The following is a 12,902-nucleotide window of genomic DNA, read 5'->3' on the forward strand; positions in this document are numbered from 1 at the left end:
CCAGCCTGCAAACAGAATCAACGCCCGGGATAATAGCTGCATTCCCCGGGCGTGGCGCCGTGAGGCGGCGAATCACCGACTGATCGCTGCTCTCTGGACTTCGTTCTGCGCAACTGGGACGGCGAAGCGCCAGGCATTGTCAGCCAGATAATCGACGAGCCGCCGGCCCGGTCGCCCGGTGAGTTGGCTGAAATCGTCAGTGACCTGGCTGAAATGACCCGCGAGAGTGGCAGTAAAGATCGGCAGCATCTGTTCGACCAGAGCTGGCGCCAGTTTCATGCGCCCCGACTCGCGCTTGAACTGCGCCTCGTCGACACCATCGTAGGTGACGGTGCGGCCGCTGATCGCGGAAAGCGCCGCGGCGGCTTCGGCATAGCCCAGGCTGTCGGGGCCAGTCAGGTTGAAAGCCCGCCCATCCGCAACTGCCTGGGTCAAAGCGACAGCGGCAGCTTCGGCGATGTCGCGCGCATCAATCAAGCTGGTCGTGGCATCGCCCGCGGGAAGCGCAAGCCGGCCAAGCTCCATGATGCCGGCGTGCCAGCGCCCGTGGAAATTGTCGAGGAACCAGTTTGGGCGCAGGATCGCGTAGGGCGCGCCTGAGCTTTCGATCTGCCGCTCCAGTTGCCGCAGCGGAATGGCGTCATTGGCATCCACCCCCAGAGCTGATTGCAACACCAACTTAATGCCGCGCCGCGCTGCGGCCTCAACGAAGGGGCCAAGCAGTAAATGTGGTTCGGCCGAGGTCGGAACGACGAGGTAAGCCGCATCGGTGCCGGCAAGCGCCGCTTCAAAAGTCCGGGCCTGACTATAGTCCAGCAGCACTGTGTTGGCGTCACCTCCTCGCCTTGTGCCAATTTTGACGCTGTGCCCGGCGATCAGCAGCCGATTGGCCAGGTGCTGCCCAACTGTGCCGGTTCCGGCCGCAACAAGTATGGTCTTGAACATCACGTTCTCCTTTCTAACCAGGAGAAAGATGGCGCGCCCTGAGAGGACAAGCCATGTGAGCCGATCTCCCCTTTCTTGCAGATCGTCTTGAAAAGGTGCAGGAGAGCGGCATGAATGTGCTTGATCAATGGATCCGCATGTACGCCCGCAGCCGGATGACCCTCGTCCGCAGCCGGGTGGTTGAGCCTTGGGGCTTCCGGCTCGATCCGGGGGCAATGATCGCCTTTCACCTCGTCTGGCAGGGGACCGCTTGGCTTCGCCGGGCCGGCGAGGCGCCACTCCGGCTGGAAGAGGGTGATCTGGTGGTCCTGAGTGATGGAAAGGCCCACGATCTCGTGGCCAGCCCTAAGGGCGAGGCGCCCCCCGTCAGCCAGTTCGTGCAACAAGGATTTGATGTCACCAGCCAGTCTCCTGACGCGGTGATCTTTTGCGGGCGCTTCCAGGTGGATGGCACGCGGCGGCTGGGACAATCGGCGCTACCGCCCTGCATTCACCTGCCCGCGGCGGAGCTCCGCAAGGACCATGGCATTTTGCCGATCGTACTGCTGCTGGCCGAGGAACTGGAGCACCAGGGCTTGGGCAACGAAAGCCTGGTGGAAAGTCTTGCCGACAGTCTGCTGGTTTACGTGCTGCGCCGTGCAGCCGAGCGCGCCGGGCATTCCGCCGGATGGCTGCCGGCAATGAAGGATCCCAACCTTGCCAAGGTGTTCCGGGCGATCCATGCCGATCCCGCCGCCAAATGGACTGTCGAGGGCATGGCGAAGGTGGCGGGGCTGTCGCGCGCTGCCTTTGCCAGACGATTCCATGACCGGGCGGGAGAGCCGCCATTGACCTATCTCAAAGGTTGGAGGCTGACTCTGGCCGCCAGAAAGCTCGCCAGTGGCCCCACTTCGGTAGGGTCACTGGCGAGCGAAGCCGGCTACGCCTCGGAGGCGGCTTTCACGCGGGCGTTCAAGGACTATCACGGCCTCGCCCCCCGAGCTTATCTGCAGACGCTCCAAAGTGGCGCGCGCTTGCCTGATGGACAAGCAATCCAGGAACTGCGTCAAGCATCGCAAAGCGCCTGATAAAAGATCAACTCCGCCAATACAGACATGTGCTTGCATTTGCCGGCGATGCTGCCCTATGCTGGCCCTATCCACAGGGGTGCTCCGTATGGTCGGGGCTGAGATGAGGGCGGCAAGCCTTCGGACCCTATAGCTGATCTGGGTAATACCAGCGGAGCGAGGCGGGCCATGTTCTCAGGCGCACAGATTTCCCTTTATCCAATGACCGGCGACTTTGTCGGCGTGATCATGAACGCGCTGGGTGCGCTCGATCCCTATCGTGAACGCTTGCGCATCGAGACCGATGACATCTCGACCCTGTTGGTCGGTCCGCCCGAAGTGCTGTTTCCCGCCATGCGCGATCTGTTCAGTGCCGCCGCGCGCGCCGGCACCCATTGCGTGCTTTCGGCGACAATCTCGCGCGGCTGCCCGGGCGAGCCCGATGATGCCATCTGCCAGTCCAATTTGTTCGAGGGGCCGGTTGCGCCTCTTGAGGAGCGGCGCGCCAGTGCGCTTGCGGCAGTGCAGGATGCGCCCCACATCGGCGTCTTCGGGGTGGCCCAATTGTCTCTCTATGTGATGGGACAGGGCCATCACATAGACGAAATCTATGGCTGCATCGACTTCCTCAAACAGTCGGGCACCTTCGAAAAGTCCAAGCATTTCGCCACCAAGCTCAATGGCGACACCGGTGCGCTGTTCGCCACCATCGAGCAGGCCTTTTGCCGGTTTGGACCGCCCGAGGGACATGTCACCATCGACCTGACCGTGTCGGTTAACAGCCCCAGCGCGCGCTGAGCGGAAGGCCTGGGCATGGCGCAGTTGTTCTCCTTCGGGCGCCTTGTCGCCCGGTTTCTCAGTTACGCAGGGCCCGCCGTGTTTTCGGTGGTGACCCTGATCCTGGCCTGGGAAGCTTATGTGCAGCTTTCGGGCATCTCGCCCACGGCGTTGCCGGCGCCATCCCGCATTGTGGTCCAGGGCTACCAGAACCGGGACGCGCTGGCCGGGCACACATTAGCGACCTTGCAGGCCACCATTTTGGGTTTCGGCTGCTCGCTCTGCGCCGCATTGCTGTTTTCGGTCGTGGTGGACTTCTTTCGCCCGGTACGGCGGGCGTTGTTTCCGGTGTTCATTATCACGCAGACCCTGCCGCTGGTCGCCATCGCGCCGCTCATCGTGCTCTGGTTCGGCTTCGGGCTGACGCCCAAGATCGTGCTCGTGGCACTGGTGACCTTTTTCCCCATGCTGGTGGCGCTGGTGCAGGGCTATGACTCCACCGATCGCGATATCGAGGCGCTGCTGGCGTCCATGGGAGCCTCGCGCTGGCGCCGGTTCAGGATGTCGCGGCTGCCTTCGGCCTTGCCTTATTTCTTTGCCGGGCTGCGCATTTCCATCACCTATGCCGTAGTCGGGGCGATCTTTGCCGAATATGCCGGGGCGGTCCGCGGCTTGGGCATCTATATTCTCAATGCCAAGAACAATTTTCGCCCCGACCTGGTGCTGGCCGCCGTCGTCGTCAGCGCGACGCTGACCCTGCTCCTGTTTGGCGCTACCGTCTTGGTGCAGCGGCTGACGATGCCCTGGACCCGCTTGGCGCAGAGGCGCCCATGACCACGCCCAGGCTTGAACTGCGCAACTTGGGCAAGAGCTTTGGCGATTCCGAAGTTCTGGCCGACATCAACTTGAGCGTTGGAGCAGGAGAGTTCGTTTCGATCCTCGGCCCTTCCGGCGCTGGTAAATCCACCATCCTACAGCTGCTGACCGGAGCGGTGTCCACTGATGGTGGGGAAATGCTGTTTGATGGCACGCCACTCGCCCCAAAGAGCCACCCCTTTGCCTTCATGCCGCAACGCGATGCGCTGATGCCGTGGCGGCGGATCATCGACAATGCCACTCTGGGCCTTGAGGTGGCGGGCATGACGCGCAAGGCGGCGCGGGGGGCAGTCCAGCCGCTGTTCGCTGAGTTTGGTTTGGCCGGATTTGAAAACCATTACCCCGCGCAGCTTTCCGGCGGCATGCGGCAGCGTGCAGCGCTGCTGCGCACAGTGGTGCAGCATAAATCCATGCTGCTGCTCGACGAGCCTTTCGGAGCCCTGGATGCCCTGACCCGCACGCGAATGCAGCGCTGGCTCGCTGGGATGTGGACGCGCCATCGCTGGACCGTGTTGCTGATCACCCACGATGTCCGCGAAGCGGTGCTGTTGTCCGACCGGATCTACCTGTTGTCGCCGCGCCCAGCGCAGATCGTGCGCCGCATCGACGTGCCGCTTGAGCATCCGCGACCCCCAGCAGGGTCGGCGGTCATCGCCCAAATCGAAGCCGATATCCTGCAGACCTTGTTTGAACCGGAGGAATAATCATGCCGCTTTCGCGCCTGCTGCTGATCCTTGGCCTTGCCGCCGCCCTCGCCAGCCCACCCGCAATGGCTCAGCCGGTGCCGGTGACCATGGCGCTGGACTGGACGCCCAACACCAACCATGTCGGCCTCTTTGTTGCCCAGGCCAAGGGCTTTTATGAGGATGCGGGGGTCGCAGTTGAGATCCTGCCTTATTCCGACACTTCCGCTGGCACGCTCGTGGCCAATGGGGTGGCAGATTTCGGTATTCTTGGCTCCATCGGTCTGTTCACCCAGCGCACGGCCGGGGTTGATCTGGTCGCGACTTATGCACTGGTGCAGACCGAAACGGGGCGCCTTGTGTTCAACGGCGACCGGCAGGATATTCAAAGCCCCAAGGACCTCGACGGCAAGACCTATGCCGGCTTTGGCAGTGACTGGGAGAATGCCCTGATTGGCACGATCATCCGCGCCGATGGCGGCCGGGGGGAATTCGAGACGGTCACCTTGGGCACTTCGGCCTATGAAGCGCTGGCTAACGGCGCGGTGGATTTCACGCTCGAAGTTTATACCTGGGAAGGCGTCAAGGCGGAGCGAGACGGGCGCCCACAACGTGCCTTTCGCTATGCCGATTGGGGCGTGCCCGACCAGCACACCAACTTCATCGGCACCACTGGCGCCTTTCTGGCTGAGCACCCGGACACGGCCAAGGCGTTCCTTGGCGCGAGCCAGCGCGGTTACGCCTATGCCGTCGCCCATCCGGACGAGGCGACCGATATTCTGGTCGCAGCCAATAGCGACGCGCTGCTGGACCGGGACTTTGTGCGCGCATCGCTGCAGGCGCTGATCGATGGGCACTACCTGCAGGCCGAAAATGGGGCCGTGGGCGTCATCAACCCCGCCAAGATGGAGGCGATGGGCACGTTCCTGTTTGAAGCCGGCATCCTCAAGGATGGCGAAAGCAATCCTCTGGCCGCCAAGCCCGATTTCTCCGGCTACTACACCAGCGCCTATGTGGAAGCCGCGCCGTGACGGCAAGGCGGCGCATGGGGCTCAACGCGGTGATCTTTGGGCTGGGGAGTCACGAAGCAGGCTGGCGCATGCCTGAAAGCAATGCGTTGGCCTCGACCGATCTGGGCTATTGGACCGACATCGCTTGTCGGGCTGAAGCGGGTGGGTTCGATGCTTTGTTTCTGGGTGATGTGCTGGCGCTGCAGCAAAGCGCCGACCGGCACCTCTCGGACGCGATGGACCCCTTCATCATCCTTTCGGCGCTGGCGGCAGTGACCGAGCGGATCGGGCTAATCGGCACGGCCTCGACCAGCTTTGATCATCCCTTTCATCTCGCCCGCCGCTTTGCTTCCCTCGATCACCTCAGCGGTGGCCGGGCGGGCTGGAACATCGTCACCTCCTCCAATGCGCTTGAGGCCCACAATTTCGGGCTCGACGCCATGCCTGACCATGGCGAGCGCTATGCGCGGGCCGCAGATGTCACCGCGGCTGTGCTGGCACTTTGGAGTTCCTGGCAGGCCGATGCACGGATCGCGGACAAGCAGGCGGGCCGCTATCTTGATCTCGCAAAGGTTCGGACAGTAGATCATCACGGTCAGTTCGTGCGAACCCGCGGGCCGCTGAACGTGCCCCGCTCGCCGCAGGGCCGCCCTTTGCTGGCGCAGGCCGGCGCCTCCGAGGCCGGGCGTGATTTCGCGGCGCGCTATGCCGATCTGGTGTTCACTGTTCAGGCCGATCTTGCCGAGGCGCAACTGTTTTATCGCGACATAAAGGGAAGGGCTTCCCGCCACGGCCGGCCACCGGAAAGCCTGCTGATTTACCCTGGCATTGTGCCTATTGCTGCCCCGACGCGGGCGCAGGCGGAAGAGCGCTTGGTGCAGTTGAATGGGTTCATGGTGCCTGAGCACGCGCTGGCCAAGCTCTCCGAGTTCCTGGGCACCGACTTGTCTGCGGCACAGCTGGATGACCCCCTGCCTCCTTTTGTCGGGGCAGGGGCTCCCAGCCAGTCGAGCCAAAGCCGCGTGGCTGTTTTGGTTGGCATCGCCAAACGGGAGGGGCTCAGCCTGCGGCAGTTGCTGATGCGTCTTGCCAGCGGTCGAGGGCATCTGCTGGCGGTCGGAACGGGCGCCGAGATCGCGGCGACCATGCAAGAATGGTTCGACCAAGGGGCCGCGGACGGGTTCAACGTGATGGCACCGTTGATGCCGGCCGATCTGCAGAGCTTTGTGGATCTGGTGATACCAGAGCTCACCGCATCGGGCCTGTTTACCGCAAGCGGGGAAACGCTGCTGCGGCAGCGCGTCCAACTCGGTCCGGCATAGGTCAGTCCACGGCCTGCCGGTGCAGGCTCTTGGTGTAGAGCCGGTACATCGACAACGTTCCGGCGGCTTCAAGGTAAACCTTGGCCCGCAGGTCCCGCAATTGCCCGCCGCGTTGCAGCACCAGCCCCAGCGCCAGCCGCGCTGCTTCCTCGGGCGTCGCGGCGACCTGGATAAACTCTTCCGGTGCGCCTTCTGTCGGGGCGCAATCTACGACGCGATATTTCTTACTCAAACCGAGCACTCAGACGCATATCGGCGGCTCCCTTCGTATTGACCATTGCTGTTGGGACTGTCACCGAGGACCTGCTGACAAGCTCAAGGAAGCAACTTCCTGTTTGAGCCGCTCGATCTCCTGCTGGGCAGCTTCAAGCTGCCGCTCCAGGTCAGCGATCCTTATATCTGCCAGCTGGAGTTCGCTTTGCTCGGGCACCAGCTCACCATTGGGTACATCCTTGATCTTGTCGCTCATACCAGCTTTTCTTCGCACTTGGTGATTGCCGCTAGTCTAGCCCGTCCTATCCTCCCGGGACAATGGCATGGCGACCCTTATCGCCGCGCCGAAGCCAGGATGTGGAGAATGGACGCGAGCAGATGGCCCAGGGTGACCCGAATAAACCAACGGCGATGGGACGGATCGTCCCAATCACGGAACCGTGCGGAGGTCGAGGCGTTGGCCGCTAGCATGGTTAAATCGGAGGGGAACCATCGCCCCATGACCAGCCCACCCCGTCTGCCGCGATGGGATGCTCAGCTAAAGTCTTCAAGGCCGATGCCTCGGCAGGAGCTTCCTGGGAGGGTGTTCCGTGGATCCAGCAAGCGTTGAACCGCCTTTCAACCAAGGACATCAATGATTCCAGCGTCGTCCTTTTCCTTCGATATGAGCTTTTGCGGGCCGCCACCCACGCTGGCAACCCTGTGGGGGCGCTGGAACCTTGATCCCTTCATGTTGACCGCGCTGACGCTGGTTGCCGCTCTTGCAGCGATCAGCTTGCGGTCGGCGTCCCGGCCGCGCCAACTGGCAGCGGGCGCGAGTTGGACCCTGGTGGCAACGCTTTTCGTGTCGCCTTTATGCGCGCTGACCGTGGCACTGTTCTCGGCCCGGGTGGGGCACCACATCCTCCTCACCATGGTCGTGGCGCCCCTATTAGCGCTGGCGCTACCGCCTGAGTGGGGGCGGCGGGTGAAGCTTTTCCCGGCGCTGCTGGTGTCCACCGTGGCGCTCTGGCTCTGGCATGGGCCTGACTTCTATGCCGCGGCGTTCACCCATCCCGCGATTTATTGGGCCATGCAGGTGAGTTTGCTGTTGGCTTTCACCTGGCTATGGCTGGGCATGCTGCGGGCCGACAATGCCATGGCCGCCGGGCTGATGGCGCTGTCCGGCGCCATCCAGATGGGCTTTCTGGGTGCGCTGCTGGTGTTTGCCTCCGGCCCGCTCTACCTGCCGCATCTGGCCACGACCCTCGCCTTTGGCTTTTCGCCGATCGAAGACCAGCAATTGGGTGGGCTCATCATGTGGGTGCCTGCCAATCTGCCGCTGCTGGGCGTTGTGATCTGGCGACTGGTTGATGCGCTGCGGCCGGAACGCCGCCCGGCGGTGCAATGACCTGGGGTTTTGTCGTCGCCTGGCTCAAATTCATCCATGTTGGGGGGATCGCGCTCTGGTCGGCGGGGCTCCTGGCACTGCCGTTCCTTTACCGGCAGCGGCGGGGGCTGGAAGACGATGCGCTCCATCGGTTGCACGCCTTTACGCGCTTTTTGTACGTCAAGCTGGTGTCGCCCGGAGCTTTCGTAGCCATTGCTTCGGGAACTGCGCTGATCCTGATGCAGGGCACCTACCAGAACTGGTTTTCGGCCAAGCTGGTCGGGGTCGCAGTGCTGACAGGCATCCACATCTTTTCGGGTTTGGTGATCCTGCGCATTTTCGAGCGCAACGGCCACTATCCCACGGCGCGCTTCATGGTGATCGTGCCCCTGACCCTCACAGTTGTCTGCGCAATTCTGGCGCTTGTGCTGGGCAAGCCACGCCTGCAATGGCCACAAGGCCTGCAGGCGTTTTTCGCCCCCGGCGCCCTTTCCGAAATGGTCGGCCCCTTTATTGCCGGGTGGATATGATGAGGCCAACCCCATGATCGAACACCAGCTTGCCGCCATGCCAGCTTGCAAAAGCGGTGGCCATGCTCGCGAGCACCGAAAGCATCAGGCCGTTAGGCAGGATCTGTTCGGGGTAGAAAATGCGCAGGCCAGCATTGGCGCCGGCTATGGCGACCAGCACCATGGCGGCAACCGCATGGTTCCAGCTGGCGACGCGCACCCGAATGCCGGGCACGGCCAGAAGTTCGGCCGTGCCGGCAAGCGCCGCAAGGACGCCGAAGGCAAAGGCCGCGGAAGCCGACCAGGTGCCGACCTGCACCCAGAACGGATCAGCGCCCCACCAGTAGAAGATATCGATGCCCAAGGTTGCGATAATGAACGCGATCGGAAAGTGCACCATCATGGCGTGGATGGGATGGCCAGCCACAGCAATCGCAGAGCCGATATCCTTGTCGGCAATGGAGCGAATATAAGGATTGGGGTGATCGGAGCGGGCTTCTGGCGGGGTTTCTTCCCGCTGGGCTTCCTGTTCTTCTTCGCTCGATTGGCTCACCGCAGAGTTCCCTTGTTCAAGAGGCTGTTACTGGGGGCAACGCCAGCATTGCTGGCGGGTTGCAGCGGCGATTTGTCGGCGCTCGATCCAGCCGGGCCGCGCGCTGCCAATCTTGCCACCCTGTGGTGGGTGATGCTGATCGGCGCGGCGGTGTTGTTCGGGCTCGTCATGGCACTGTTCGCGCTGGCTTATCGCCGCCCTGCCTGGATCACGCGGGTGACGCCGGCGCAATGGATCGTGGGCGGGGGGCTCGTGCTGCCCATCCCCATCCTAATCGTGCTGACTGGAACCGCGCTGGTGCTCGGCGAGCAATTGCTGCCCAAGGGCGAGGCCCCGGTGCGGGTCGAGGGACGGGCGCAGCAATGGAGCTGGTACTTCACCCATCCCGAGAGCGCCCTTGCGCCCAGCGAGATCCTGCATATCCCCGCTGGAGAGCCGGTCGACATCGCCGTGACCTCCCTGGATGTTATCCATTCGCTCTGGGTGCCGCGGCTTGGGGGCAAAATCGACGCCATTCCCGGTAAGGTCAATGTCATCCGCCTCCAGGCCGATGAGCCCGGTGTCTATTGGGGACAATGCGCCGAATATTGTGGCGAGGGCCATGACGGCATGCGCTTCCGGGTGGAAGCGCATGAGCCAGAGGCATTTGCCGCCCTGCTGGAAGGGCGTGCGCCATGAACCATCATCAGCAGCAGAACCATCGGCATCAGCTCTCGCCCATCGCCCTCCATAAGGCCCTCGAGCGCATCTGGGGCACGCCACCCGGTTGGGGGCGCCTGTCCAGCGTCAACCACACTGTGCTGGGCAAGCGGTTCATGGTCGTGGCGCTGACCTTCTTCGCCATTGGCGGCCTCTTGTCCATGCTGATCCGCGCTCAGTTGGCGACGCCCAACAGCGCCTTTGTGGGCCCGGAAATCTACAATCAGATTTTCACCATGCATGGCACGGTGATGATGTTCCTGTTCGCCATTCCCATGTTCGAGGGCTTTGCGCTTTACATGCTGCCCAAGATGCTGGGGGCGCGGGACATGGCGTTTCCGCGCCTTACCGCCTATGGCTTCTGGTGCTACCTCTTTGGCGGCTCGATCCTGATCATCGCCATGTTACTGGGTGTGGCGCCCGATAGCGGCTGGTTCATGTATACGCCCCTATCGTCGCGCCCCTACACGCCCGGCATCAATGCCGATGTCTGGCTGCTGGGCATCACCTTTGTCGAAATCTCGGCGGTCACAGCCGCCATCGAGATGTTCGTTTCCATCCTCAAGATGCGCGCGCCCGGCATGTCGCTGGCGCGGATGCCGCTCTTTGGCTGGTATATGCTGGTGACGTCGGGGATGATGATCATCGGCTTTTCCCCGCTGATCCTGGGCTCGATCCTGCTCGAACTCGAACGCGCCTTCGACCTGCCGTTCTTTGATCCCACCCGCGGGGGCGATCCGCTGCTCTGGCAGCACCTGTTCTGGCTCTTCGGCCATCCCGAAGTCTACATCATCTTCCTGCCCGCTGCCGGGGCGCTGTCAACCATCATTCCCGTGTTTGCGCAGCGCCCGATCCTGGGCCATCGCGCCATCATCGCCGGCATTGTGGCCATGGCGTTCCTGAGCTTCGGGCTTTGGGTGCATCACATGTATACGGTGGGCATCCCCCATCTGGCGCTAGCCTTCTTTTCGGCCGCAAGCGCGCTGGTCGCGGTGCCGACGGCGATCCAGATCTTTGCCTGGATCGGCACGCTGGCCTCGGGCAAACCGCGCTGGGACGTGCCCATGCTTTATGTGGGCGGGTTCTTCTTCGTCTTCGTGATCGGCGGGCTGACGGGGGTCATGCTGGCCATGGTGCCGTTCAACACCCAGGCCCATGACAGCTATTTTGTGGTGGCGCATCTGCACTATGTGCTGGTGGGGGGCTTTGTGTTCCCTATGTTGGCCGCGCTCTACCACTGGCTGCCGCATTTGACCGGGCGAAAGAGCCTCTATGGGCTTTCGGTGCCCGCGTTCTGGCTGATCCTGATCGGCTTCAACCTCACCTTTTTCCTGATGCACCTGACGGGGCTGATGGGCATGCCGCGGCGCATCTCGACCTATCCCTCCAACTGGGGCTGGGATTGGCTGAACCTGCTGTCCTCGATCGGGGGCTTTATCCTCACCAGTGGCTTTATGCTGGTGCTGGCCGATCTCGTGCTGCAGTTCCGCTTCGGCAAGCGGTTCCGGCGTGACCCGTGGTCGGCTCAAACTCTGGAATGGGCGACCCCGACGCCGCCGCCGAGCTACAATTTTGCCTCGCTGCCGCAGATCGACCGGCGGGCGGACCTGCTTGAGCCGGCTTCGATCGGGCCGAAGCTGGCTGGTGGACACGGCTATCTCGGCTTTGTGCGCGACGATCACATGGAAACGCTCGGCGTCGATATCGTCACTGGGGCGGTCGAGCATGTGATGGTGCTGCCGCACCGATCCTTCCTGCCGCTCTGGACGGCGCTGGCGACCGGCAGCTTCTTTCTTGCGCTGCTGTTCGGGCAATATTGGCTGGCGCCGATCAGCGCGCTGCTGGTGGTGGGGCTGTTCCTCGTTTGGCCGATGAGCCTGGGGCAGAAGCGCGATCAGGGCCCGGTCGAGATCGGCATTAACGAGGCCGCGCCGTTCGATGGCGAAGTGGCAGCCAATGTCACCGTGCTCGCCAATGCCACCGGCCTTGTGACCAATGCGACGCTGTTTGCTTCCTTGCTGTTTGGCGGCCTGTTTCTTCTGGTGGTGGCGCCCAATTGGGAGACGGTCCCACCGCTTGTGCTGTCGCCCTTGCTGCTTGGGGTAGCGGGTGCGGGCGCCCTTCTAGCGGCAGGGCTAGCCTTTGCCGCGCAACGCCGTAACCGGGAGGGCCACAGTCCGGTCCCGCTGCAGGGCGGCGCCGTTGCGCTGCAACTTCTGGCCGGGGCGGCCCTCCTTGCCCTCATGGTTGGGGTGGGGGACGCAACCCTTCATGCCCGTTCGGCCGTGGTATTTGCCACGCTGGGCTATTGCGCACTGCATTGTGGGATCGCCGCGCTCATTGCCGGACACGCGATCTGGCGGCACGTGCAGGGCTTTGTCTCGGCCCGGCGGCAGACCGACCCCAACCTGGCGCTGCTGTGGAACCTTTATGCCGGCCTTGCCGCGGTGCCGGGGATCGGGCTTGCCCTCCTGCTTGCAGGTGCCGCATGAGCGCTTCCAACCGCCTCGCCTTGCTCCATCTCGTTGCCGGCTTTGTCGTCTGGTCGCTTGGCTTTGTGCTGCTCTATGGGCTTCAGGCGCTGGGCTGCGCCTATGGCTGGAGCCAGCACCGCTTGTGGCTGATATCAGCCTTTGTTGCCGTGCTGGTGCCGCTGGCCTGGCTGGCTTGGCGGCCCCTCCGCACCGGGCCGGAAGCGTCTAGTCTAGCAACGGCCGCGCTTTGGGTTAATCGGGCCGCGCTCGGGGCGGCAATATTGGTGTTCCTGCCCGTCACTTTCGCCTCCACCTGCATTTGAGTTAAAGCCTGCGCAAATATAACAGGCAGGCTGCTTGTTTTGTGTTCAACAGCATGCCGGGCTGGGCTAGAGCATTGCCCAGCTTTGTTTTGACTGTGAGGGG

The 12,902-nt window shown here is 63.0% G+C and carries 15 protein-coding genes and 1 riboswitch; of the genes, 11 read left to right on the forward strand and 4 right to left on the reverse strand.

All coding sequences use genetic code 11. The features are described 5' to 3' along the window. Positions 1–72: 72 nt before the first annotated feature. Positions 73–945 (reverse strand): NmrA family NAD(P)-binding protein, encoded by an 873-nt coding sequence (locus AC3YMN_RS12335; protein WP_489890231.1) that lies wholly within the window; start codon positions 943–945, stop codon positions 73–75. A gap of 110 nt (positions 946–1,055) precedes the next feature. Here AC3YMN_RS12335 and AC3YMN_RS12340 point away from each other — a divergent pair, with 110 nt between their 5' ends. From AC3YMN_RS12340 to AC3YMN_RS12365, 6 genes are all read left to right on the forward strand, one after another. Then, positions 1,056–2,012 (forward strand): AraC family transcriptional regulator, encoded by a 957-nt coding sequence (locus tag AC3YMN_RS12340; protein ID WP_489890232.1) that lies wholly within the window; start codon positions 1,056–1,058, stop codon positions 2,010–2,012. A 65-nt stretch (positions 2,013–2,077) separates the two neighbouring features. Further along, positions 2,078–2,190: riboswitch (TPP riboswitch) on the forward strand. Further along, positions 2,181–2,789, forward strand: coding sequence for a YkoF family thiamine/hydroxymethylpyrimidine-binding protein (locus tag AC3YMN_RS12345; RefSeq protein WP_489890233.1), 609 nt, complete (start codon positions 2,181–2,183; stop codon positions 2,787–2,789). It overlaps the preceding riboswitch by 10 nt. A gap of 15 nt (positions 2,790–2,804) precedes the next feature. Continuing rightward, positions 2,805–3,602, forward strand: a complete 798-nt coding sequence (locus AC3YMN_RS12350) for an ABC transporter permease (protein WP_489890234.1) — start codon at positions 2,805–2,807, stop codon at positions 3,600–3,602. Then, positions 3,599–4,348, forward strand: coding sequence for an ABC transporter ATP-binding protein (locus AC3YMN_RS12355; RefSeq protein ID WP_489890235.1), 750 nt, complete (start codon positions 3,599–3,601; stop codon positions 4,346–4,348). Before AC3YMN_RS12350 ends, AC3YMN_RS12355 begins: the two co-directional genes overlap by 4 nt. 2 nt (positions 4,349–4,350) lie before the next feature. Beyond that, on the forward strand, positions 4,351–5,358 hold the full coding sequence (locus AC3YMN_RS12360; RefSeq protein ID WP_489890236.1) for an ABC transporter substrate-binding protein: 1,008 nt from the start codon (positions 4,351–4,353) through the stop codon (positions 5,356–5,358). Beyond that, the gene (locus AC3YMN_RS12365) at positions 5,355–6,659 is read left to right on the forward strand and encodes an LLM class flavin-dependent oxidoreductase (protein ID WP_489890237.1); all 1,305 of its coding nucleotides are present in this window, start codon (positions 5,355–5,357) and stop codon (positions 6,657–6,659) included. Before AC3YMN_RS12360 ends, AC3YMN_RS12365 begins: the two co-directional genes overlap by 4 nt. 1 nt (position 6,660) lies before the next feature. Here the strand turns inward: AC3YMN_RS12365 and AC3YMN_RS12370 are convergent, their stop codons facing one another. Together AC3YMN_RS12370 and AC3YMN_RS12375 are read right to left on the reverse strand one after the other, a co-directional pair. Further along, the gene (locus tag AC3YMN_RS12370; protein WP_172122677.1) at positions 6,661–6,891 is read right to left on the reverse strand and encodes a hypothetical protein; all 231 of its coding nucleotides are present in this window, start codon (positions 6,889–6,891) and stop codon (positions 6,661–6,663) included. 60 nt (positions 6,892–6,951) lie between these two features. Next, complete coding sequence (locus tag AC3YMN_RS12375) at positions 6,952–7,128, reverse strand: hypothetical protein (RefSeq protein WP_489890238.1); 177 nt, start codon at positions 7,126–7,128, stop codon at positions 6,952–6,954. A gap of 378 nt (positions 7,129–7,506) precedes the next feature. On the opposite strand from AC3YMN_RS12375, the gene AC3YMN_RS12380 reads away from it, so the two are divergent. After that, positions 7,507–8,262 (forward strand): cytochrome c oxidase assembly protein, encoded by a 756-nt coding sequence (locus AC3YMN_RS12380; protein ID WP_489890239.1) that lies wholly within the window; start codon positions 7,507–7,509, stop codon positions 8,260–8,262. Further along, positions 8,259–8,771 (forward strand): CopD family protein, encoded by a 513-nt coding sequence (locus AC3YMN_RS12385; RefSeq protein WP_127752292.1) that lies wholly within the window; start codon positions 8,259–8,261, stop codon positions 8,769–8,771. The genes AC3YMN_RS12380 and AC3YMN_RS12385 overlap by 4 nt, the downstream gene beginning before the upstream one ends. Here AC3YMN_RS12385 and AC3YMN_RS12390 read toward each other — a convergent pair. Continuing rightward, positions 8,752–9,303 carry a DUF2231 domain-containing protein gene (locus tag AC3YMN_RS12390; protein ID WP_248305246.1) on the reverse strand — a complete coding sequence of 184 codons (552 nt, stop codon included), beginning with the start codon at positions 9,301–9,303 and terminating at the stop codon, positions 8,752–8,754. The two genes, AC3YMN_RS12385 and AC3YMN_RS12390, sit on opposite strands and share 20 nt — an antisense overlap. A 12-nt stretch (positions 9,304–9,315) precedes the next feature. Between AC3YMN_RS12390 and coxB the strand changes: the two genes are divergently transcribed. The 3 genes from coxB to AC3YMN_RS12405 are packed head-to-tail and all read left to right on the forward strand — an operon-like array spanning position 9,316 to position 12,799. Continuing rightward, positions 9,316–9,981, forward strand: coding sequence for a cytochrome c oxidase subunit II (gene coxB, locus AC3YMN_RS12395; RefSeq protein ID WP_489890240.1), 666 nt, complete (start codon positions 9,316–9,318; stop codon positions 9,979–9,981). After that, complete coding sequence (gene ctaD / locus AC3YMN_RS12400) at positions 9,978–12,494, forward strand: cytochrome c oxidase subunit I (RefSeq protein ID WP_489890241.1); 2,517 nt, start codon at positions 9,978–9,980, stop codon at positions 12,492–12,494. The genes coxB and ctaD overlap by 4 nt, the downstream gene beginning before the upstream one ends. Further along, positions 12,491–12,799, forward strand: coding sequence for a hypothetical protein (locus AC3YMN_RS12405; RefSeq protein WP_489890242.1), 309 nt, complete (start codon positions 12,491–12,493; stop codon positions 12,797–12,799). Before ctaD ends, AC3YMN_RS12405 begins: the two co-directional genes overlap by 4 nt. Positions 12,800–12,902: the final 103 nt, after the last annotated feature.

Source organism: Devosia sp. Z11_6 (genome assembly GCF_058133665.1).